This is a genomic window from Streptomyces panaciradicis (assembly GCF_023516615.1).
In the GTDB taxonomy this organism is placed as follows: Bacteria; Actinomycetota; Actinomycetes; order Streptomycetales; family Streptomycetaceae; genus Streptomyces; species Streptomyces panaciradicis.
This window is the reverse complement of the sequence record NZ_JAMGBF010000053.1, coordinates 24,352-43,871: the sequence shown is the minus strand read 5'-3', so window position 1 is coordinate 43,871 and position 19,520 is coordinate 24,352. Positions and strand designations below refer to the sequence as shown.

General features: G+C 72.8%; 20 protein-coding genes. 11 read left to right on the top strand and 9 right to left on the bottom strand.

Translation table 11 applies throughout. From position 1 onward, the window contains the following. The coding region (locus tag M8J74_RS19985; RefSeq protein ID WP_249837730.1) for an ATP-binding cassette domain-containing protein at positions 1 to 655 on the top strand (655 nt) is incomplete at its 5' end. Further along, a complete protein-coding gene (locus tag M8J74_RS19980) occupies positions 652 to 1,479 on the top strand; it encodes an ABC transporter permease (RefSeq protein WP_249837729.1) in 828 nt (275 codons plus the stop codon). The genes M8J74_RS19985 and M8J74_RS19980, both read left to right, overlap by 4 nt. An 11-nt stretch (positions 1,480 to 1,490) precedes the next feature. On the opposite strand, the gene M8J74_RS19975 is transcribed toward M8J74_RS19980, so the two are convergent. Further along, entirely contained in the window at positions 1,491 to 5,021 is a 3,531-nt protein-coding gene (locus M8J74_RS19975) for an AfsR/SARP family transcriptional regulator (protein WP_249837728.1), read from the bottom strand. 200 nt (positions 5,022 to 5,221) lie between these two features. Between M8J74_RS19975 and M8J74_RS19970 the strand changes: the two genes are divergently transcribed. Beyond that, positions 5,222 to 5,992 (top strand): site-2 protease family protein, encoded by a 771-nt coding sequence (locus M8J74_RS19970; protein WP_249837727.1) that lies wholly within the window; start codon positions 5,222 to 5,224, stop codon positions 5,990 to 5,992. Here the strand turns inward: M8J74_RS19970 and M8J74_RS19965 are convergent. From M8J74_RS19965 to M8J74_RS19955, 3 genes are read right to left on the bottom strand one after another with little or no spacing between them, the layout of a single operon-like run. Continuing rightward, positions 5,974 to 6,153, bottom strand: coding sequence for a hypothetical protein (locus M8J74_RS19965; protein ID WP_249837726.1), 180 nt, complete (start codon positions 6,151 to 6,153; stop codon positions 5,974 to 5,976). The genes M8J74_RS19970 and M8J74_RS19965 overlap by 19 nt on opposite strands. A gap of 54 nt (positions 6,154 to 6,207) precedes the next feature. Further along, positions 6,208 to 6,924 carry an NADPH-dependent F420 reductase gene (gene npdG / locus M8J74_RS19960; RefSeq protein WP_058925674.1) on the bottom strand — a complete coding sequence of 239 codons (717 nt, stop codon included), beginning with the start codon at positions 6,922 to 6,924 and terminating at the stop codon, positions 6,208 to 6,210. Positions 6,925 to 6,961: 37 nt separating this feature from the next. Further along, the gene (locus M8J74_RS19955; RefSeq protein WP_249837725.1) at positions 6,962 to 8,035 is read right to left on the bottom strand and encodes a sialidase family protein; all 1,074 of its coding nucleotides are present in this window, start codon (positions 8,033 to 8,035) and stop codon (positions 6,962 to 6,964) included. 79 nt (positions 8,036 to 8,114) lie between these two features. Here M8J74_RS19955 and M8J74_RS19950 point away from each other — a divergent pair, with 79 nt between their 5' ends. Next, positions 8,115 to 8,738 (top strand): hypothetical protein, encoded by a 624-nt coding sequence (locus M8J74_RS19950; RefSeq protein ID WP_249837724.1) that lies wholly within the window; start codon positions 8,115 to 8,117, stop codon positions 8,736 to 8,738. 107 nt (positions 8,739 to 8,845) lie between these two features. Further along, positions 8,846 to 10,159, top strand: a complete 1,314-nt coding sequence (locus tag M8J74_RS19945) for an MFS transporter (protein WP_058925671.1) — start codon at positions 8,846 to 8,848, stop codon at positions 10,157 to 10,159. Here the strand turns inward: M8J74_RS19945 and M8J74_RS19940 are convergent, their stop codons facing one another. Continuing rightward, positions 10,160 to 10,390, bottom strand: coding sequence for a hypothetical protein (locus tag M8J74_RS19940; protein ID WP_142151561.1), 231 nt, complete (start codon positions 10,388 to 10,390; stop codon positions 10,160 to 10,162). 58 nt (positions 10,391 to 10,448) lie between these two features. Here M8J74_RS19940 and map point away from each other — a divergent pair, with 58 nt between their 5' ends. Continuing rightward, complete coding sequence (gene map, locus M8J74_RS19935) at positions 10,449 to 11,306, top strand: type I methionyl aminopeptidase (protein WP_249837723.1); 858 nt, start codon at positions 10,449 to 10,451, stop codon at positions 11,304 to 11,306. 7 nt (positions 11,307 to 11,313) lie between these two features. After that, complete coding sequence (locus M8J74_RS19930) at positions 11,314 to 11,961, top strand: biliverdin-producing heme oxygenase (RefSeq protein WP_249837722.1); 648 nt, start codon at positions 11,314 to 11,316, stop codon at positions 11,959 to 11,961. A gap of 12 nt (positions 11,962 to 11,973) precedes the next feature. Here the strand turns inward: M8J74_RS19930 and M8J74_RS19925 are convergent, their stop codons facing one another. Both M8J74_RS19925 and M8J74_RS19920 read right to left on the bottom strand, forming a co-directional pair. Further along, the gene (locus M8J74_RS19925; RefSeq protein WP_249837721.1) at positions 11,974 to 12,630 is read right to left on the bottom strand and encodes a PhzF family phenazine biosynthesis protein; all 657 of its coding nucleotides are present in this window, start codon (positions 12,628 to 12,630) and stop codon (positions 11,974 to 11,976) included. Then, positions 12,627 to 13,493 (bottom strand): hypothetical protein, encoded by an 867-nt coding sequence (locus M8J74_RS19920; RefSeq protein ID WP_249837720.1) that lies wholly within the window; start codon positions 13,491 to 13,493, stop codon positions 12,627 to 12,629. Before M8J74_RS19920 ends, M8J74_RS19925 begins: the two co-directional genes overlap by 4 nt. Positions 13,494 to 13,714: 221 nt before the next feature. Here M8J74_RS19920 and efeO point away from each other — a divergent pair, with 221 nt between their 5' ends. From efeO to M8J74_RS19900, 4 genes are read left to right on the top strand one after another with little or no spacing between them, the layout of a single operon-like run. Beyond that, the gene (gene efeO, locus M8J74_RS19915; RefSeq protein WP_249837719.1) at positions 13,715 to 14,854 is read left to right on the top strand and encodes an iron uptake system protein EfeO; all 1,140 of its coding nucleotides are present in this window, start codon (positions 13,715 to 13,717) and stop codon (positions 14,852 to 14,854) included. A gap of 13 nt (positions 14,855 to 14,867) precedes the next feature. After that, positions 14,868 to 16,160 carry an iron uptake transporter deferrochelatase/peroxidase subunit gene (gene efeB / locus M8J74_RS19910; RefSeq protein WP_249837718.1) on the top strand — a complete coding sequence of 431 codons (1,293 nt, stop codon included), beginning with the start codon at positions 14,868 to 14,870 and terminating at the stop codon, positions 16,158 to 16,160. A 3-nt stretch (positions 16,161 to 16,163) separates the two neighbouring features. Continuing rightward, positions 16,164 to 17,036, top strand: coding sequence for an iron uptake transporter permease EfeU (efeU, locus tag M8J74_RS19905; RefSeq protein ID WP_249837717.1), 873 nt, complete (start codon positions 16,164 to 16,166; stop codon positions 17,034 to 17,036). Next, complete coding sequence (locus M8J74_RS19900) at positions 16,996 to 17,988, top strand: SCO2278 family lipoprotein (RefSeq protein WP_249837716.1); 993 nt, start codon at positions 16,996 to 16,998, stop codon at positions 17,986 to 17,988. The genes efeU and M8J74_RS19900 overlap by 41 nt, the downstream gene beginning before the upstream one ends. A gap of 39 nt (positions 17,989 to 18,027) precedes the next feature. On the opposite strand, the gene M8J74_RS19895 is transcribed toward M8J74_RS19900, so the two are convergent. Both M8J74_RS19895 and M8J74_RS19890 read right to left on the bottom strand, forming a co-directional pair. Then, positions 18,028 to 18,762 (bottom strand): bifunctional DNA primase/polymerase, encoded by a 735-nt coding sequence (locus tag M8J74_RS19895; protein WP_249837715.1) that lies wholly within the window; start codon positions 18,760 to 18,762, stop codon positions 18,028 to 18,030. A gap of 122 nt (positions 18,763 to 18,884) precedes the next feature. Further along, a complete protein-coding gene (locus M8J74_RS19890) occupies positions 18,885 to 19,499 on the bottom strand; it encodes a TetR/AcrR family transcriptional regulator (RefSeq protein ID WP_249837714.1) in 615 nt (204 codons plus the stop codon). Positions 19,500 to 19,520 lie beyond the last annotated feature (21 nt).

Genomic DNA, 19,520 nt, shown 5'->3' with positions numbered 1-19,520 from the left:
CCGCGCCGACGAACTGCTGGAGCGGTTCTCGCTGACGGACGCCGCCAAGCGGCCCGCGAGCACCTACTCCGGCGGCATGCGGCGGCGGCTCGACCTCGCCGCCTCGATGATCGGGCGCCCCCAGGTGCTGTTCCTGGACGAGCCGACCACCGGTCTCGACCCGCGCACCCGCAACGAGGTGTGGGCCGAGGTCAAGGCCATGGTCGGCGACGGGGTGACCGTCCTGCTGACCACCCAGTACATGGAGGAGGCCGAGCAGCTCGCCTCCGAGCTGACGGTGGTGGACCGGGGCAAGGTCATCGCCGGCGGCGCCATCGACGAGCTGAAGGCGAAGGTCGGGGGGCGCACCCTGCGCGTGCGGCCCGCCGATCCGCTGCAGCTGCGCCCGCTCGCCGCCGCCCTCGACGAACTCGGCATCACCGGGCTCGCCGCCACCACGGTCGACACCGACAACGGCGCGGTGCTCGTGCCGATCCTCAGCGACGAGCAGCTGACCGCCGTCGTCACGGCGGTGACCGCCCGGGGCATCACCCTGTCCGCCATCACCACCGAACTGCCCAGCCTGGACGAGGTGTTCCTGTCCCTCACCGGCCACCGCGCCAGTGCCCCGCAGGACACCGTGCCCGCCGAGACCCGCGAGGAGGTCGCCGTATGAGCGCCGCCACCGTCACCGCACCCGCTCCGGCCGCCGTGGCCGACGCCCGCATCACGCTGCGCGGCCACCTGCGCCACACCGGCGCCCTGATCCGCCGCAACCTGCTGTGGATCAAGCAGGACCCCGAGTCGATGTTCGACGCGCTGCTGATGCCCGTCGTCTTCACCCTGCTGTTCGTGTACGTCTTCGGCGGCTCCATCGGGCAGGCCCTCGGCGGCGGTCAGGACGGATACGTCCAGTACGTCATCCCCGGCATGATCGCGATGATGAGTATGACGCTGTCCCAGGGCGTCGGCACCGGCTTCAGCCAGGACTTCAACTCCGGTGTCATGGACCGCTTCCGGTCCCTGCCCATCGGCCGCGGCTCGGTGCTCTTCGCGAAGATCTCGGTGGAACTGGTGCGGATGCTGTTCGCCACCACCGTGCTGATGATCGTCGCCGTGCTGGTCGGGTTCGACATCCACCACTGGGCCGGTCTGTTCGCCGCCGTCGGCCTGTCCGCCGTGTTCGCCTCCTCGATCATGTGGGTGTTCCTCACCCTGGGCGTGGTGCTGAAGAACGCGCAGTCCGTGCAGGCGATGGGCTTCCTGGTGCTGTTCCCGCTGCAGTTCGGCTCGTCGATCTTCGCGCCGACGCAGTCGATGCCGGGCTGGCTGCAGGCCTTCACCGACTACAACCCGCTGTCCACGCTCGCCGACGCGGCGCGCGGGCTGATGGTCGGCGGCCCGGTCGCGCACGACCTGTATGTGACGCTGGGCTGGTCGGTGGCGATCACCGCGATCGCGGCGCCGTACGCCATCCACAAGTTCCGTACGAAGAGCTGAGCCTCGGTGGTTCAGACGAGGACGGTGGCCTCCGCGAGGGAGAGGCCACCGCCCTCGGCGTGTGCCTCCTCGTAGGCCGCGTCGCCGAGCACGGCCCGGGTGTGCCGCCGGGCCCGCTCGTACACCTCCCGTTCCAGGGACGTCGCCACATGCCCCGGCGGCAGCGCAGCCTCCGCGGCGCCGAGGACGCGGGCGCCGTCGCGGGCACGGCGGCCGCCGTCGGTCTCGGCGAGGCCGAGCGCGCCGAGGGCCAGGTAGAGCGGGTGCATGTGCGGGGCGATGGCCTTGCTCAGCGGGTCGGCGGCCCGCTGAAGGGTCTGCCGGGTCTTGGCCAGGGAGAGGTCGTAGTTGCCGTCGACCGCCTCGACCCAGGCCTCCGAGCCGAGGATGAAGGCGTCGAAGACGACGAAGTGGGCGACCTTGAACTCCTCGCGCAGCAGCCGCAGTTGCTCGCGCGCCTCGGCGACCCTGCCGGTCATGGCGAGGCGTCCGGCGAGGAACATCCGGGCCGCCGGCATCGCCTCGTTGCCGGCGCCGTCCCGGCTGTCGATCACCTCGCGCAGGATCCGCTCGCCCCGTTCGGGCTCACCCGCCTCCAGCAGGGCGCTGCCCAGCCGGGCGGCCAGCGCGGCCCGGTGCGAGCGGACGCCGAGGCGCTTGGCGTGCTCGATCGCGGCCTCGTAGTCGTCGGCGGCCCGGCGGTAATGGCCGGTGCGTTCCAGGGACTCGCCGCGCGCGGACAGCGCCTCGGCGGTGCCCCACAGGTCGCCGAGGCGCCGGTAGATCTCCAGCGACTCGTCGGCGTCGCGGGCCGCGTCGCCCGCCCAGTCGCTGCGGTTGGCGAGGAGGTTGGCCCGCATCTGCAAGGTGGCCGCTAGGTCCCACTCCATGCCGTCAGTGGCACGGCAGGTCTCGACGCAGGCGTCCATGATCTCCGGCAGCCGGTCCACGTCGCCGCTGAGCATCACGGCGTAGAACCAGATCATGCCCGGTGCCCGGCAGGTCTGCGGCAGGCCCGGCCGGTACACCTCGGTGATGACGCGGAGCTTCTCCTTGGCGGCCGGGGAGTCCCAGGCCTCCAACTCGGTGTCCATGCAGGCCAGATGGGCGAGGTGGACGCCGCGCCGGGCCTCGGTGAGCACTTCGCCGGTCCAGGGCGGCGGGGTCTCGGTGCAGCGCCGCCACACCGGTTCGGCGCGCCGGACGGGGGTGGTGAAGGGGTCGGGGCCCAGGGCCATGACCTCGACGCACCAGTTGCGGGTCTCGATCCGCACGTCGCGCATCTGCCAGTACCAGGCCAGGGAGAGGATCAGGCAGAGGCCCTCCTGCTCGTCGCCTTCGTTGACGGCGTGCCGCAGGGCCGTGCGCAGGTTCTCGTACTCGCGCTCCAGCAGGGCGATCGCGTCGAGCTGGCCGGGGCCGCGCAGCAACGGGTCGGTGGTGCGGGCGAGTTCACGGTAGTACGTCAGATGCGCGCGCTCGGTCTCCCGGCGCCGGCCCGCTTCGTCGAGCCGTTCGCCCGCGTACTCGGCGACGGTCTCCAGGAGCCGGTAGCGCATGCCGCCCTCGCCCGAAGGGGCCGCCACCACCAGGGACTTGTCGACGAGGGAGCCGAGCACGTCGAGGGCCCAGGGGCCGCAGACGGCCTCGGCGGCGGCCAGGTCGCAGCCGCCGGCGAAGACGGACAGCCGCCGCAGCACGTCCCGCTCCTCGTCGTCGAGCAGGTCCCAGGACCAGTCGACGACCGCGCGCAGGGTCTGCTGGCGGGGCAGGACGGTGCGGCTGCCGGAGGTGAGGAGGCGAAAGCGGTCGTCGAGGCGGTCGGCGATCTGCCGTGGCGTGAGCATCCGCAGCCGGGCGGCGGCGAGTTCGATGGCGAGCGGCAGGCCGTCCAGGCGCCGGCAGATCTCGGCGCAGGCCTCCGGGTCGTCCTGCACCCGGAACCCGGGGCGCGCGGCGGCCCCCCGGTCGGCGAGCAGCCGCAGCGCGACGGGTTCCGGCAGCGGCTCCACGGGCCGCACCAACTCCCCCGGCACGCCGAGGGGTTCGCGGCTGGTGGCGAGGACCGTCAGCCCGGGGCAGCGCTCGAGCAGTTCCTCCACCAGCCGGGCGGCGGCGTCGACGACATGCTCGCAGTTGTCGAGGACGATCAGCATCCGGCGCCGTCCGCAGTGCTCGGCCAGGCGTTCCACGGGGTCGCCGTGCCGCTCGTTCGCGGCGGCCCGCATCGCCTCCGCGCCCGCGCCGTACAGCACGGTCTCACGGGCCCCCAGCGCGGTCAGTACGGCTTCCGGTACGGCCTCCGGGTCGTCGACCGGCGCGAGTTCGGCCAGCCACACGCCGTCACGGACGTCCCGCACGGTCTCGGCGGCCTCCTGCGACAGCCGTGTCTTGCCCGCCCCGCCGGGGCCGAGCAGGGTGACGAGCCGCGCCGCGCCCAGGTCCCCGCGAATGGTCTCGATGTCGGCCTCCCGGCCGACGAAGGAGGTCAGACGGGCGCGGAGGTTGCCCCGGGGCGGGGCGGCGGGGCCTGCGGGCCGGCCGTCGGCACCGGCAGAGGCCGGTCCGGAGGTTGCCGGGCGGTCGCCGGAGAGGGCCTGAGAGGCAGGGGCCGCGGGGTGCTCGTCCGAGACGGCCGGGGTGGCAGAGGCCGTTGGCCGGTCGTCCGGGCCGGACACGGGCGGCGTGAAGGCGCGCGCCTCCGCATCTGCGGCGGCACCGGTCGGGCCGGGCAGGCGGCCCCCGGGCGGACGCGAGCGGTGCGGCCCTCCCCAGGCCTCGGCCCCCTGCGTGCCCCCTCGCCTGAATCCCTCCCCCGGCTGGAGCAACTCCGCGTGCAGGGACCTCAGTTCGGGTCCGGGGTCCGCGCCCAGGCGGTCGGCGAGGAGCTGTCGTACGTCCTCGAAGGCGGCCAGCGCCTGCGCCGTGCGGCCCGCGTCGCGCAACGCGCGCAGCCGCAGGGCCTGGAGGGGTTCGTCGAGGGGGTGGGCGTCGCACAGGCCGGTCAGTTCGGGCAGCGCCTGCTCGGCGTGGCCCAGGGCGAGCGCGGCGGTGTGGCGGGCGCGCAGGGCGTCCAGGCGGCGGGCCTCCCAGCGGGCCGCCTCGGCGGTGCGGTCGGGGAGGTCGGCGAGGGCGGGGCCGTGCCACAGGGCGAGGGCGTCGTCGAGGACGACGGCCGCCTTGGCGGGGTCGCCGTCGGCGAGCGCGCGCGTGCCCTCGCCGGTCAGCCGCTCGAAACGGTGCAGGTCGACGTCGTCGGGCGCGGCGGCGAGACGGTATCCGCCGTCCCCGGAGGCGACGGTGTCCGCGCCGAGGGCCCGGCGCAGCCGGCCGACCAGCGCCTGCAGCGCGCCCGGCGCGTCGGCGGGCGGGTCGCCGTCCCACACCTCGTCGACGAGCAGCCGCACCGGCACGGTCCGGCCCGGCCGCAGCGCGAGCACGGTCAGCAGGGCGCGCAGCCGCGCCCCGCCGACGGGGACGGGACTGCCGTCGGGGCGGAGAGCCTGAGCTGTGCCGAGGATGCGATAGCGCACGGGGTCCATTGTCTCCGGTCGGATCGGCGGGGGTCACGGGGTTCGGGGCGAGGGGTGGCGTGGGACGCGGCCGCCGGACCCGCCGGACACGAGCCGGGGCCGCGTGCCCCAGCCTTCCCGGAACCGAAGGCGCACCGCGAGACGTTTTCCCGGTGTGCCCGGTACCGTCGGGCAGTCCCACCCCGTGATCGTCCAGTCCAGGGAGCCTCATGACCACCGCGACCACCCGCCACAGCGACCGGCGGGTCAGTCCTGTCTTCGTCGGCATCCTGGCCGTGACGGCGGTGACCGGCTGGGCCACCTGGTCGGGGTTCGCCGAGCAGCCGGGCGTGGCGGTGTTCCTGTTCGTGACGGCGGCGTGGGTGGTGTCGCTGTGCCTGCACGAGTACGCGCACGCGCGCACCGCCCTGCACAGCGGCGACATCACGGTCGGCAGCAAGGGCTATCTGACGCTCAACCCCATGAAGTACACGCACGCCCTGCTCAGCATCGTGCTGCCGGTGGTGTTCGTGATCATGGGCGGGATCGGGCTGCCCGGCGGTGCGGTGTTCATCGAGCGCCAGCGCATCCGGGGCCGCTGGCGGCACAGTCTGATCTCGGCCGCGGGCCCGCTGACCAACGTCGTGTTCGCCGCCGTGTGCACCGCCCCGTTCTGGCTGCACGCCCTGGACGGCGTGCCGGCGCAGTTCCGGTACGCGCTGGCCTTCCTGGCCCTGCTCCAGGTGACGGCGGCGCTGCTGAACTTCCTGCCGGTGCCGGGCCTGGACGGCTACGGGGTGATCGAGCCCTGGCTGTCGTACCAGGTGAAGCGGCAGGTGGAGCCGTTCGCGCCGTTCGGTCTGCTGTTCGTGTTCGCGCTGCTGTGGGTGCCGGCGGTCAACCGGGAGTTCTTCGACGTGATCGACGCGATCCTGCGGGGCCTCGGGGTCCCCGACAACGACACCTCGTACGGGTACTCCCTCTACCGCTTCTGGGACTGAGCCGCCCGGCCCCGCTTGAGGTAGTACCAGCACATGTTGCTGGACAGGCCCGCCAGCAGCACCCACACGACCCCCAGCCAGCTGCCCTGTGCGAAGGAGACGACGGCCGCGGCCACGGCGAGCACGAAGACGATCAGGGCGTAGACACCAAGGCGGGGCATTTCGGTCGGCTCCTTCGGGGGACACTGCTACGGCGACCAGTGTCCCCCATCGGCCTAGACGTCCGTGACGCGGAGCCCGGCGTGCGCCTTGTAGCGGCGGTTCACCGAGATCAGGTTCGCCACCAGCGACTCCACCTGGTGGGCGTTGCGCAGCCGGCCCGCGAAGATGCCGCGCATGCCCGGGATGCGGCCGGCGAGCGCCTGGACGGCCTCCACGTCCGCCCGCTCCTCCCCCAGCACCATCACGTCGGTGTCGATCTCCTCGATCGCGGGGTCCTGCAGCAGGACGGCCGACAGGTGGTGGAAGGCGGCGGTGACGCGGGAGTCCGGCAGCAGGGCGGCGGCCTGCTCGGCGGCGCTGCCCTCCTCCGGCTTGATGGCGTAGGCGCCCTTCTTGTCGAAGCCGAGCGGGTTCACGCAGTCGACGACCAGCTTGCCGGCCAGTTCCGCGCGCAGGGACTCCAGGGTCTTGCCGTGTCCCTCCCACGGCACGGCGACGATCACGAGGTCGCTGCGCCGCGCGCACTCAGCGTTGTCCGCGCCCTCGACGCCGTGCCCGATCTCCTCGGCGGCGGCCTGCGCACGCTCGGCGGCGCGCGAACCGATGATCACCTTCTGGCCGGCCCTGGCCAGCCGGTAGGCCAGGCCCTTGCCCTGCGGCCCGGTCCCGCCGAGGACGCCGACGACGAGCCCGGAGACGTCGGGGAGGTCCCAGGGGTCCTTCGCGGGGGCCTTGGCCGGGGTCTGTGCAGCACTGTCGCTAGAGGTCATGGGCCGACCTTACGTCCGTCCCGGGCGGCCCCGCGGGTCAGGTGAGCCGCGTCACCGGCAGCCGCCGCAGGACGATCCGCTCGTAGGCGCCGAAGTCCCCCGTCTCGTAGAGGATCCCGACGGTCGAGTCGTCGATCCGGACGAGGTCGGAGTAGGCGGCGGGCAGGCCGTCCATGGTGTACACCGGCCGCCAGGTGGTGCCGTCGTTCACGGAGGCGCGGACGGTCATCAGGGCGCGCGCGTCGGGGTGGGCGGGGCCGGAGAAGAGCAGCACGTCCGGGTCGCGGAGCTGGAGCAGGCTGCCCTCGCACACCGGGCCGGTCAGGCCGGCCTGCGGGCGGAAGGGGGTCCGCAGGGTCTCACCGCCGTCCTCGGAGCGGGCGTCGGCGCGGTTGCCGGGGGACGGGGAGTCGTTGCGGGTGTTGAAGTAGACGCTGCCGTCGGGGAGTTCGGCGGCGGTGGTCTCGTTGACGTTGATGTAGCCGTCGGTGTTGTCGTCGACGTAGCCGATCGACCAGGTCTCCCCGCGGTCGTCGCTGAGCAGGCAGTGGCCGCCGTTGTACTTCGCCTCGGTGCCGAGGTCGGTGCCGGTGGGCGGGAGGCTGTGGTTGGCGGGGACGACGACGCGGCCGGTGCTCAGTTGGAGGGCGTGGCCGGGGGTGGTGGCGTACCAGCGCCAGTCCGGCCGCTTCACCGACGCGGTGATCTCGGCCGGCTCCGACCAGGTGTCGCCGTCGTCGTCGCTGTGCTGCACCCACACGCGGCGGCCGTCGGCGTCCTTCACCTTGCCCAGCCGGATGAGTTCCTCGGTGGCCGTGGCGGCGGCGCGGACGTGGACGAGGAGGACGCGGCCGGTGTCGAGGACCACCGGGGCGGGGTTGCCGGCGAGGCCGGTGCCGTTGGCCGCGGACACTCTGAGCGGGCTCCAGGTGCGGCCGCCGTCCGCCGAGCTCTTGAGCACGATGTCGATGCGGCCGTGGTCGCTCGCGGAGGTCACCCGGCCCTCGCAGAAGGCGAGCAGGGTGCCGGCGGGGGTGGCGACCACCGCGGGGATGCGGTAACTGGCGTATCCCTCGCGGCCGGCGCGGAACGGGACGGAGGCTTCGGTCATCCGGGCACTGTCCCCAGAGCGGGCGAATTCACGGTGAACGGCGGGTCACGAGTGGCCGGTTGGTGCAGGATGCGGACACATGGACGCCGTACGGGTCGCCTTGTTGCGCGAAGTGCTCGCCGGGACCGAGTGGTTGGGGGCCACGCGCCGGTTCGCGGGGGCGCTGCGCGGGTCGGTGGTGTCGCACGGGGGCGGGCTGCTGCTGGTGGGCACGCCCGCCTACGAGCCGTGGCATCTGGCGGCCCACCTCGTCGACGAGGCCGCGTGGTCGGGGACCCCGGAGCTGGCGCCGACCCTCGTCCGGCACGACGCGCGCGCCTCGGACCCGGCGCATCTGGCCGTCGGACTGGGCAGGTTGGCGGCGGCGCGGCGGGGCGAGACGCTGCTGGTGGTGTCGCCCTGGCCGGCGGGGACCGGGTGTCCGGCAGAGCCGGCCGCGCCCCTGCTGGAGCGCGTGCACGACGCGCGGCGGGCCGGGGCGACGGTGCTGGCGCTGGGCCCCGGCGAGGGGGACCTGACGTCGATGGCGCACGAGTCGCTGGCCGTGCCGGACGGCTCCGAGCTCGACCTGGACACCGTGCAGCACCTGGTCAGCGCGGCGGCCGGGGAGAACGCGGTACCGGTCCCCCGGAGCGGCCGCCGCTTCCGGGACCGCCTGTCGAGACTGGCGGAGACACTGACCGAGCCCCCGGCACGCTGGTAGGCCCGGTGCAGCGGTGGTAGGCCCGGTGCACCGGTAAGCCGGGGCGCCGATGGCCCGGTGCGAAAACCGTTTGCCCGGCGCCGTTCGCGCGCCCACCATGAGCCGACGTGACCGACGACGCCTCCGCGCCCCCCTCCCGCCTGCGCGCGATCCTCCCCGACCTCGCCCCCTGGCGGGCCTCCGCCGACTTCCGGCGGCTGTGGGTGTCGGGCCTGATCTCGAACTTCGGGAGCTTCCTGACGTTCGTCGCGCTGCCGGTGCAGCTCAAGGAGCTGACCGGTTCCGCGGCGGCGGTGGGCGCGATCGGGGCGGTGGAACTGCTGCCGCTGCTGGTGTTCGGGCTGTACGGCGGCGCGCTGGCCGACGCCCTGGACAAGCGGAAACTGATCATCCGCACGGAGGTCGGTCAGGGCCTGCTGTCGGCCGTGCTGCTGCTCAACGCCCTGCTGCCGTCGCCCGCCGTCTGGCCGCTGTACGTCGTGGCCGCCCTGTCCTCGGCGCTGGTATCGGTCCAGCGCCCGGCGACCGACTCGCTGTGGCCCCGGATCGTGGCCCACGAGCACATGCCCGCCGCGACCGCGCTGAACTCGCTGCGCTGGACGGTCGGCGGGGTGGCGGGCCCGGCACTGGCGGGCGTGGTGGTCGCCTACGCGGGCCTGGGCTGGGCGTACGGCGCGGACCTGATGACGTTCGTCGTGTCGGTGGCGCTGATGGTCCCCATCGCCGCCTCGCCCGCCTCGCACGAGGCCGCGAAGCCGTCGCTGCGGGCGATAGCGGAGGGCGCCCGGTACGCCTGGAGCCGCAAGGAGCTGCTGGGCACCTACGCCGTGGACCTCGCGGCGATGTTCCTGGCGATGCCGCTGGCCGTCCTGCCGTTCCTCGCGGACGAACTGCACGCGAACTGGTCGCTCGGCCTGATGTACGCCACCCTCCCCCTCGGGTCCATGCTGGTCAGCCTGACCAGCGGCTGGACCTCGCGCGTGCACCGGCACGGCCGGATGGTCGTGCTGGCGGCGGCGCTGTGGGGCCTGGCGATCGCGGGCGCGGGCGTCGTCGGCAACGTGTGGCTCGTCCTGCTGTTCCTGACCGTGGCCGGCGGCTGCGACATGGTCAGCGGGATCTTCCGGGGCGCCATGTGGAACCAGACGATCCCGGACGAGCTGCGCGGCCGGCTCGCCGGGATCGAGCTGCTGTCGTACTCGGTCGGCCCGACCGTCGGACAGGTCCGCTCAGGCTCCTTCGCCGCCTGGTGGGGCGTACGGGCGTCGGTGTGGTCGGGCGGCCTGCTGTGCGCGGGCGCCGTGGGGCTGCTCGCCCTGTGCCTGCCGAAGCTGATGACGTACGACGTCCGTACGAACGAGCACGCGGTGCGGCTGCGTGACCACCGCACGGCAGCCGCACCGGCTCAGGCGCAGGCCTGATCAGTCCTCCTCCGCGCTCCCCGCCGGGGCGTCGTGCCACTTGGGGTCGTTCTCCCACTGGAGATTGCGTTCGCGGGCGGTCTCCATCGCGTGCTGGGCCTCCTGCCGGGAGGCGTACGGCCCGAACCGGTCCTTGGCGGGGCATTCGGGTCCCTCCTCGACCTTCTTGTGCTCCAGGCAGTAGAACCACTCGCCCGGCTTGCCCACCGTACGCTTCTTGAACAACGCCATGACCTGCTCCTCTCGCCTCCCACATGTTCCCCCGTCCCGGCTCGTTAGACTCGCTGGCATGTCTGGCCAGTCGCTGCTCGTACCAGGGGAGCTCTCCCCCACCCGTTCCGTCCCCGGAAACATCCGCCGCCCCGAGTACGTCGGCAAGCCCGCGCCGTCGCCGTACACCGGGCCGGAGGTGCAGACGCCCGAGACGATCGAGGCGATGCGGATCGCCGGCCGGATCGCCGCGCGGGCGATGGAGGAGGCCGCGAAGCTGATCGCGCCGGGGGTGACCACCGACGAACTGGACAAGGTGGCGCACGCGTACATGTGCGACCACGGCGCCTACCCCTCGACGCTCGGCTACCGCGGCTTCCCCAAGTCCCTGTGCACCAGCGTCAACGAGGTGATCTGCCACGGCATCCCGGACTCGACGGTGCTGCGCGACGGCGACATCGTCAACCTCGACGTGACGGCGTACATCGGTGGGGTACACGGCGACAACAACGCCACGTACCTGGTCGGGGACGTCGGCGAGGAGAGCCGTCTGCTCGTGGAGCGCACCCGCGAGTCCCTGAACCGCGCGATCAAGGCGGTCAAGCCGGGCCGCCAGATCAACATCATCGGCCGGGTCATCGAGTCGTACGCCAAGCGCTTCGGCTACGGCGTGGTCCGCGACTTCACCGGCCACGGCATCAACTCCTCGTTCCACAGCGGCCTGATCATCCCGCACTACGACAGCCCGCACGCGACGACGGTCATGCAGCCCGGGATGACCTTCACCATCGAGCCGATGCTGACGCTCGGCACGCACGAGTACGACATGTGGGACGACGGCTGGACGGTCGTCACCAAGGACCGCAAGCGCACGGCCCAGTTCGAGCACACGCTGGTGGTGACGGAGACGGGCGCGGAGATCCTCACCCTGCCCTGACGACCCCATGGACTCCTTCTCCGCCGTCATCCGCACCGCCTCCCACGCGCAGCACACGGAGGCGGAGACCTCGACGTTCCTGAGCGACCTGCTGGGCGGACGGCTCGGCGTGGCGGCGTACGCGCGCTACACCGAGCAACTGTGGTTCGTCTACGAGGCGTTGGAGTCCGGGGCCGGGCGGCTGGCGGCGGACCCGGTGGCCGGTCCCTTCATCCGCCCCGAGCTGTTCCGCCTGCCCGCCCTGGAGCGGGACCTGGCGCATCTGCGGGGCCCCGGCTGGCGGGCGGGGCTGTCCGCGCTGCCGGCGACGCGGGCGTACGCGGCACGGGTGCGGGAGTGCGCCGAGGACTGGCCGGCCGGCTACGTCGCCCACCACTACACGCGCTACCTGGGCGACCTCTCCGGCGGTCAGATCATCCGGGACCGGGCCGAGCGGACGTGGGGGTTCGCGAGGAAGGGCGACGGGGTCCGCTTCTACGTGTTCGAGCGGATCGCCAACCCGTCGGCCTTCAAACGCAGTTACCGGCGACTGCTCGACGGCGTCCGGGCGGACGAGCTGGAGCGGCAGCGGATCGTGGCGGAGTGCAGGCGGGCGTTCGCACTCAACACGGCCGTCCTCGGGGCGCTGGGCGAGGAGTTCCCGCTCAGCGCCTGACCAGGGCGGCCCTCAGCGCTCCGGCTGGCGCTCCAGGACCACGCGCCCGCCGATCTCCACCCATCCGTACGGCTGCGGGGCGGTGAGGATCTGCGACCCGGCGCCCTGGGTGATGTTGAGCGCCCGCCCCAGCCGGTCGGTCAGCAGCAGCGCCGCCGCGCCGGTCGCCTCGTCCTCGTCGATGCCGTCGTCCCGGCCGGGGAAGGCCCGGGCCCGCACCCGTCCGGCGGCCTCGTCCTCCCAGGCCCAGGCGTAGACCCACTCGCCCTTGGGCGGCACGGGCAGCGCGTCGACCTCGGCGGCCGTGGCGTACTGGCGCAGCGTGCGCGGCGGTGCCCACTCCGCCCGCGCCTCGATCCAGCTGAACTCCCCGTCCTGGCGGGCCCCGACCACCCCGGCCGGCGTCACGAGCTCCTCCACGTCGAGCAGCCAGGCCACGCCGACACAGGGGTGACCGGCGAAGGGCAGCCGCAGGGTCGGTGTGTAGATGTCGATCGCACCGCGCTCGGGGTCGTCGACGAAGACGGTCTCGCTGAACCCCAGCTTCCCGGCGAACACCTGCCGCTCCGCCCGCTCGGCCATCACCGAGCCCTCCCGCACGACACCGAGCTCGTTGCCGTAGCCACCGTTGGCCGCACAGAAGACGCGCAGCACGTCGTAGTCAGTCACGCCCAAATTGAAGCACCGTCCGCGGGGAGGTCGTCCCAGTCGGCGAGGGTGCCGGCGAAGGGCCAGACCTCGGTCGGCGCCTCGTCGTAGGGCAGCGAGGCGAGGGCGAGCGCGTGGCCCTCCTCCCGGGCCGCACGCAGGCGCTCTCCGCCGGCCGGGGCCGGCTCGGCCGTCTCCCGCCGCCACTGCTCGGTCATCTCGGCCGCGGTGCGCCGCCACCGCTCGTCGTCCTCCACGCGCGTGAGGACGACGCAGGGCGGGACGCCGCCTTCCTCCAGTGCGGCCACGGCCCGGTCGTGGCCGTCGAGGAGCAGCCATCCGTCCAGGAACGACACCCACCACAGCAGGACGGGGGCGAGCGTGCCCTCGCGGGCGTGCTTGCGGTACGCCTTCACCCGGGGGGCATCGGGCGACGACAGCCGCCGCAGCGGCAGGACACCGTGCCAGCCGCCGCCGCAGAACAGGTCGAGGCGGCCGTCCGGCCACCCGGCGATGAAGTCCTCGGTCCAGATACCGGGCGCGAACGAGTTCCGCTCCCCCAGCAGCCACCGTCCGTCGTGCAGCGGGCCCTCGTCGGCGTCCTCCAGCCACCGCGCGTACCGGTGCGGCCAGGCGCCCGGCGCCCGCATCGTCTCCGCCCGCACCGGCGGCAGCGGGGAGCGATGGCCGTCGAGGCGGCGCACCCGCAGCTGATAGCAGCAGCCCTCACCCTCCAGCCGGCCCAGCAGCAGCGGCCGTCCGCCCTGGCGTAGGAGTCTGCGTCTGCCGTCGGCCTCGAAGCGCAGCGGAGGCGGACCCGGCCGGTCCGACACGGCCAGCACGAGCCCGCCTCCGGGCAGCGGCTCCCTGATCGTTCTCTTCACCTCCCCAGTCTCGGCGACACCAGCGCGCTTGAATATTTCTTGACCATTCCTTGGGGGCTGCTTTTGGTCACCGTGATCGGGTCGTGCTCATACAGCGTCCATGAGAGCTGAATCACCGCATGGGTGGGTATCACGCAGGCAAGGCTTAGATAAGTTAGGCGAGCCTCACCATCCCTTGGTGGGTCCGGACACGCGATTTTTCGCCAGCACTTGGAGCCTGCATGCGAGCCGCCAGACTCTCCGTCGTCACCGCCGTAGCCACGGTCGCGGCGCTGACCGCCGTCACCGGCTGCACGCAGAAGAGCAAGGCCGAGGGCGACGGTGCGATCAAGGTGACCGCCGCCGACTCCACGTGCGACACCTCCGCGAAGTCCATACCGGCCGGCCAGGTCACGCTCAGCATCCACAACACCGGCTCCCAGGCGACCGAGGTCGAGATCCTCTTCCCCGACGACCGGATCGTGTCGGAGAAGGAGAACATCGGTCCGGGCACCAAGTACACGCTGACCGCCGAGGTGAAGGCGGGCGACTACGAGATCGCGTGCCGTCCGGGCATGAAGGGCCACGGCGTCCGGCAGAAGCTCACCGTGACCGGCTCCGGCGCCGCCGCCCAGCGCGACCCGCGGCTGGACAAGGCCGTCGCCTCCTACCGCGAGTACGCGCAGGAGCAGGCCGACGCGACCATCCCGAAGGTCGAGGTCTTCGCCAAGGCGATCAAGGCCGGCGACCTGAAGGCCGCCCAGAACGCCTACGCCCCCTCCCGCGTCGGCTGGGAGCGCACCGAGCCGATCGCCGAGTCCTTCGGCGACATCGACCCCAAGACCGACACCCGCGCCGACGGCCTGGAGAAGGGCCAGAAGTGGACCGGCTGGCACGCGCTGGAGAAGGCGCTGTGGCAGGACAAGAAGATCGGCGCCGACCAGAAGGCCCTCGCCGACCAGCTGGTCACCGACCTCAAGGACTGGCAGGAGCGGATCGGCAAGGCCGAGATCACCCCGACCTCCATGGCCAACGGCGCCAAGGAGCTGCTGGACGAGGTCGCCACCGGCAAGGTCACCGGCGAGGAGGACCGCTACTCGCACACCGACCTCAGCGACTTCAAGGCCAACGTCGAGGGCGCGCAGCAGGCGTACGAGCTGCTCAAGCCGGTCGCCCAGAAGAACGACAAGGCGCTGACCGCCGAACTGGACAAGCGGTTCGCCGCGCTCGACACCACGCTCGACAAGTACCGCTCCACCAAGACCTCGGACGGTTTCGTCTCGTACGACACCGTGACCGAGGCCCAGCGCAAGGAGCTCTCGGACGCGGTGAACGCGCTCGCGGAGCCGCTGTCCAAGCTCGCCGCCGCCGTCGTGAAGTAGGGGACGACTGACCATGACGGACACGCAGGAAGCCACCGCCGCCGACGCGGACGACCGGAAGGCCGCGCCCAGCCGGCGCTCGCTGATCGGCTGGGGCGGGGCCGGGCTCGCGCTCGGGGCCGCCGCGGCCGGCGGCGCGGTCGCGATGACCCGCGTCGGCAACGACGTGGACCCGGCCGCCGCCGAGACGGGCGCCGCCGTCGCCTTCCACGGCGCGAACCAGGCAGGCATCGCCACCCCGGTGCAGGACAGGCTGCACTTCGCCGCGTTCGACGTGCAGACCGACGACCGCGCCGAGTTCGTGCGGATGCTCAAGGACTGGACCGAGGCCGCGCGCCGGATGACGGCGGGCAAGGCGGTCGGCGAGGGCGCGTACGGCGGTCTGGCCGAGGCCCCGCCGGACGACACCGGCGAGGCACTGGGCCTCAAGCCCTCCCGGCTGACGCTCACCATCGGCTTCGGCCCGTCGCTGTTCGAGAAGTTCGGCGACGCGTTCGGGATCAAGGACAAGCGGCCCGAGGCCCTGGTCGACCTCCCGCAGTTCGCGGGCGACAACCTCGACAAGACCCGCACCGGCGGCGATCTGTGCATCCAGGCCTGCGCGGACGACCCGCAGGTCGCGGTGCACGCGATCCGCAACCTGGCCCGCATCGGCATGGGCACGGTCAACATCCGCTGGTCCCAGCTCGGCTTCGGCAAGACCTCCTCCACAACGCCCGACGCGCAGACCCCGCGCAACCTGATGGGCTTCAAGGACGGCACCCGCAACATCGCGGGCACCGAGACGGACCGGCTGAAGAAGTTCGTGTGGGTCGGCGAGAAGGACGGCCCGGACTGGATGACCGGCGGCTCCTACCTGGTCGCCCGCCGCATCCGGATGCACATCGAGACCTGGGACCGCACCTCCCTGCAGGAGCAGGAGGACGTCTTCGGCCGCGACAAGGGCGAGGGCGCCCCGGTCGGCAAGGCCAAGGAGCACGACGAGCCGTTCCTGAAGGCGATGAAGCCCACCGCGCACGTGCGCCTCGCGCACCCCGACTCCAACGGCGGGATCACGATCCTGCGCCGGGGCTACTCCTTCACCGACGGCACCGACGGCCTCGGCCGTCTCGACGCGGGCCTGTTCTTCCTGGCCTACCAGCGCGACGTGCGCAAGGGGTTCATCCCGCTGCAGCGCAGGCTGTCGGCGCAGGACGCGCTCAACGAGTACATCCAGCACGTGGGTTCGGCGGTCTTCGCCGTCCCGCCGGGCGTCCGCGGCAAGGACGACTGGTGGGGCAGCACGCTGTTCTCCAAGGAGGCGTAGCCCGTGTTCTCCAACTACCTGATCGGCCTGCGCGAGGGCCTGGAAGCCAGCCTCGTCGTCTGCATCCTGATCGCCTACCTGGTCAAGACCGGGCGCCGGGACGCCATCCGGCCCATCTGGATCGGCATCGCCATCGCCGTCCTGATCGCCATGGGCTTCGGCTGCGTCCTGGAGTTCGGCTCCCAGGAGCTGACCTTCCAGGCCCAGGAGGGCCTCGGCGGCTCCCTGTCGATCGTCGCGGTGGGCCTCGTGACGTGGATGGTCTTCTGGATGCGGCGCACGGCCCGGCATCTGAAGTCCGAACTGCACGGCAAGCTGGACGCGGCCCTCGCGATGGGCACCGGCGCACTGGTCGCCACCGCGTTCCTCGCCGTGGGCCGCGAGGGCCTGGAGACCGCCCTGTTCGTGTGGGCGTCCGTCCACGCGGCCAGCGACGGCACCCCGCGCCCCCTGATCGGCGTGGCCCTGGGCCTGGCGACGGCCGTGCTGCTGGGCTGGCTGTTCTACCGCGGCGCCCTGAAGATCAACCTGGCCAAGTTCTTCACCTGGACCGGCGGGATGCTGGTGGTGGTCGCGGCGGGCGTGCTGGCGTACGGCTTCCACGACCTGCAGGAGGCCGACATCGTCCCCGGTCTGACGCATCTGGCCTTCGACATCTCCGGCACGATCCCGCCGGACAGCTGGTACGGCACGCTGCTGAAGGGCGTGTTCAACTTCCAGCCCGACCCGACGGTCCTTCAGGTCACGGTGTGGCTGCTGTACTTGGTCCCGACGCTCGCGCTGTTCCTCGCCCCGGTAGGGTTCGCCTCCGGGAAGGGGAAGGTGAAGGATCGCGATGAGCAGGGATCGCAGCCGTCCGAGGCGTCCAAGGCTTGACCGGCGCGTACTGATAGCGGCCTCGCTGACCGCTTTGTCGTTGACGGCGAGCGGTTGCGTGGTGGTGCACGGGGAGCGCGAGGTGCTCCCCTCCGCAACCCGTGCCGAGGCCGCCAAGGCGCTGACGGCGTTCACCACCGCGTACAACAAGGCGGACAAGGCGTACGACAGTTCGCTCGACGCCGACCATGTCACCGGCGCCCTCGGTGACATCGACGCGGCCAGGCTGAAGGCCGGGCACACGACGAACCCGGCCGGCAATCCGGCGTACTCGCCGCTGAAGCTGACCGACGCGCGGTTCACGATCCCGAAGAAGGCCGGCTGGCCGCGCTGGTTCGTGGCCGAGGCGCGGGGCAACAAGGGCGGCAGTCTGCGCTGGCTGCTGGTGTTCACCCGGGACGGGCTGGGCCGGCCCTGGCAGGTGGCGTACCTGACGCTCGTCAAGCCGGGTGCGCTGCCGCAGATCAAGACGGACGCGGACGGCAGGGCCGAGGCCGTGCCCGCCGACTCCACCGATCTCGCCGTCGCGCCCGAGGACCTGAGCAAGGACTACACCGCCTACCTCGAGAACGGCGGCAAGACCTTCGCCGACGGCCCGCACACCAGCGAGTGGCGGGCGGCCCGCGCCAAGAACGAGAAGAAGCCGGGCCTGGCCACGCAGTTCCTCGACCAGCCGCTGAGCGGCGGCGCCTACGCCCCGCTGGCGCTGCGCACGCAGGACGGCGGCGCGCTGGTGTTCTTCGCCCACCGCCGCTTCGCGAAGATGACCGCGGCCCCGAACTCCTCGATCCCCCCGCAGAACCCGGCCGTGCGGGCGCTGACGACGGGTGAGGTCAAGCAGTCGCTCACCATGCAGTTCATGTCGAACGAGGTGGCCCAGGTCCCGGCGGGCGACGGCCAGGTCACCGTCCTGTCCCGGCTGGAGGGCATGACCTCGGCCGAGGGCAGCTAGGGCCTGTCCGACCGACGGGCCCCGGGCCCGTCGGTTCCGTCAGCGGCGCAGGGGCCAGGCCGCGCCCGTGTGGTCGGCCTCCTCGCCGACGTGGCGGGCGCCGGCGTCGGTGAGGACCTCGAGCAGGGTGAGCGGGTCGGGCAGCGGGTGCTCCGGGCCGCGCACCCAGTGCACGCTCTGGTCGCCGGGGAGCCGGGCGGGCGGCACCAGGACGTAGGAGCCGCGGCAGTGCCAGCGCAGGCCGGGGTGCTCGTCCATGGTCTCGGGGTGGCAGTCCAGTTCGCAGGGCCACCACTCGTCCTCGTCCTCGGGGGTGCCGCGGGTGAGGGTGAAGAACAGCATGCGGCCGTCGTCGCTCTCGGCGACCGGACCGACCTCGATCCCGGCGGAGAGCAGCCGCTCCAGCGCCTCCCGGCCCGCCTCCAGGGGTACGTCGAGGACGTCGTGGACCATGCCGGTCGCGGTGATGAAGTTGGCCTGCGGCTGGTGCCGGGCCCAGCGCTCGATCTGCGCGCGGTCGGTGGTGGACTGCGTCTGCCAGGCGAAGGACACCGGGTGCCGGGCCGGGGTGGGGCAGCCCACGCGGTCGCAGGAGCAGCGGTAGTCGGGTCCCGGGTGGGCGGCGGGTGCGAGCGGCAGGCCCGCTTCGGCGGCGGCGAGCAGCAGGGCCTCGCGGCCGCGGTCCTGCGCGGCGGCCTCCTTCGGGCGGCGTCCGCGCAGCCACTGGGAGAGTTTGCCCTGCCGGCCCGTCCGGCCGCCTGCGTCCCCGCTCATCTATCCCCTCGCCTCGCCGTCGTGCGCTCCAGCATGCCTCATGGTCCCACCATCCGGCGCATCGGGGGCCGGGAGCCATGAATCGGGGCAGGGGGGACGAGCGGTACGAGGCGACCACCGGGTCAGCGGGGTGCGAGGCCGTTCAGGGCGTAGTCGACGAGGGTGTCGGTGTAGTCGTGGGAGATCGGGCCCGTGTGCTGCAGCCAGCGCTGGGCGAGCGGGGAGACGAACAGTTCGAGGGCGATGCGCGGGTCGATCTCCGGGCGCACCTGGCCCGCCTCCTGGGCGGCGCGCAGCCGGTCGACGTACAGCTGGAGGCTGGGCTCGAGGAGCCTGGCGACGAACACCCGGCCGACCTGCTCGTTGACCAGGCCCTCGGCGGCCAGGGCCCGGGAGGGCACCTCGAAGCGGGGGTCGGTGAGCTGGTCGACGGTGGCCCGCAGCACGGTCTTGAGGTCGGCGGCTAGGTCGCCGGTGTCCGGGATGACGTAGGGCTCCCCGCCGGCCTCCCGCGCGGCCTGCGCGCTGAGGTCGAGGAACGCCTCCAGGAGCACGTCCGCCTTCGACCCCCACCAGCGGTAGATGGTCTGCTTGCCGACGCCGGCCCGGGCGGCGATGGCCTCGATGGTCGTCCTGGGGTAGCCGACCTCGCCGACCAGCGCGAGGGCGGCGTCGTGGATCGCGCGACGGGAGCTCTCGCTGCGGCGGGTGGCGTCCGGGGCCGGCTTCTTGACCATGGGTCGACGGTATCGGCTCGG

What these genes read in the sequence shown, in the direction of transcription:
- efeB (WP_249837718.1), top strand. Translation starts at nt 14,868, where the DNA reads ATGACGGACACGCAGGAAGCCACCGCCGCCGACGCGGACGACCGGAAG.
- M8J74_RS19890 (WP_249837714.1), bottom strand. Translation starts at nt 19,499, where the DNA reads ATGGTCAAGAAGCCGGCCCCGGACGCCACCCGCCGCAGCGAGAGCTCC.
- M8J74_RS19970 (WP_249837727.1), top strand. Translation starts at nt 5,222, where the DNA reads ATGACCACCGCGACCACCCGCCACAGCGACCGGCGGGTCAGTCCTGTC.
- M8J74_RS19980 (WP_249837729.1), top strand. Translation starts at nt 652, where the DNA reads ATGAGCGCCGCCACCGTCACCGCACCCGCTCCGGCCGCCGTGGCCGAC.
- M8J74_RS19965 (WP_249837726.1), bottom strand. Translation starts at nt 6,153, where the DNA reads ATGCCCCGCCTTGGTGTCTACGCCCTGATCGTCTTCGTGCTCGCCGTG.
- M8J74_RS19940 (WP_142151561.1), bottom strand. Translation starts at nt 10,390, where the DNA reads ATGGCGTTGTTCAAGAAGCGTACGGTGGGCAAGCCGGGCGAGTGGTTC.
- efeO (WP_249837719.1), top strand. Translation starts at nt 13,715, where the DNA reads ATGCGAGCCGCCAGACTCTCCGTCGTCACCGCCGTAGCCACGGTCGCG.
- M8J74_RS19900 (WP_249837716.1), top strand. Translation starts at nt 16,996, where the DNA reads ATGAGCAGGGATCGCAGCCGTCCGAGGCGTCCAAGGCTTGACCGGCGC.
- npdG (WP_058925674.1), bottom strand. Translation starts at nt 6,924, where the DNA reads ATGACCTCTAGCGACAGTGCTGCACAGACCCCGGCCAAGGCCCCCGCG.
- map (WP_249837723.1), top strand. Translation starts at nt 10,449, where the DNA reads ATGTCTGGCCAGTCGCTGCTCGTACCAGGGGAGCTCTCCCCCACCCGT.
- M8J74_RS19955 (WP_249837725.1), bottom strand. Translation starts at nt 8,035, where the DNA reads ATGACCGAAGCCTCCGTCCCGTTCCGCGCCGGCCGCGAGGGATACGCC.
- M8J74_RS19930 (WP_249837722.1), top strand. Translation starts at nt 11,314, where the DNA reads ATGGACTCCTTCTCCGCCGTCATCCGCACCGCCTCCCACGCGCAGCAC.
- M8J74_RS19975 (WP_249837728.1), bottom strand. Translation starts at nt 5,021, where the DNA reads ATGGACCCCGTGCGCTATCGCATCCTCGGCACAGCTCAGGCTCTCCGC.
- M8J74_RS19895 (WP_249837715.1), bottom strand. Translation starts at nt 18,762, where the DNA reads ATGAGCGGGGACGCAGGCGGCCGGACGGGCCGGCAGGGCAAACTCTCC.
- M8J74_RS19950 (WP_249837724.1), top strand. Translation starts at nt 8,115, where the DNA reads ATGGACGCCGTACGGGTCGCCTTGTTGCGCGAAGTGCTCGCCGGGACC.